This window comes from Romboutsia sp. 13368 (assembly GCF_018336475.1).
Lineage (GTDB): Bacteria > Bacillota > Clostridia > Peptostreptococcales > Peptostreptococcaceae > Romboutsia.
This window is the reverse complement of sequence record NZ_CP048741.1, coordinates 1,612,716-1,613,434: the sequence shown is the minus strand read 5'-3', so window position 1 is coordinate 1,613,434 and position 719 is coordinate 1,612,716. Positions and strand designations below refer to the sequence as shown.

The window sequence follows — 719 nt, the reverse complement described above, 5'->3', positions numbered from 1 at the left end:
TTAAATAAATATGATTTTAATAATATATATTGAAAGTTTTTAGAAAATTATGTATAATAAAATAAATTAAATTAATACTTCTTATCAAGAGAGGTGGAGGGACTGGCCCTATGAAGCCCAGCAACCAGTATATTTATACGGGTGCTAAATCCTGCAGTATATTACTGATAGATAAGTATAATTATGCTTTTTGAGCCTAAGTTATTATACTTAGGCTTTTATAATATAAAATTAAGCAGATTATATATTACGTATGAGAAGTATAAGAAAGGAGATTTTTATGAAAGAACAAATCAAAAAAGGTAATCCATTTGCCTTATTACCGCTTCTAGTATTTTTAGTACTATTTGTAGGAAGTGGAATTATAACTGGAGATTTTTATAAAATGCCAGTAGTAGTAGCATTTTTAATATCAGCAGCAGTAGCATTATTTTCAAATAAAAATGCAAAATTACAAGATAAGATAGATGTATTTTGTAAAGGTGCAGGAGACTCTAACATTATATTAATGATTGTAATATTTTTACTTGCAGGAGGATTTTCTGGTGTAGCTAAGGCTATGGGAGGAGTTGATTCAACTGTAAATTTAAGTTTATCAATACTTCCTGCTAATCTTTTAGTTGTAGGATTATTTGTNGTAATATATTGTTGCAATTTCCATACTTTCCACCTCCTTTCGTTAGAAAGTAGGTGCTTGTCTTTTGATAAGTTAAGTATGA

The 719-nt window shown here is 28.3% G+C and carries 1 riboswitch.

Features of this window, described 5'->3' with window-relative positions:
- The first annotated feature begins 78 nt into the window (after positions 1-78).
- Positions 79-178: riboswitch (SAM riboswitch) on the top strand.
- Positions 179-719 lie beyond the last annotated feature (541 nt).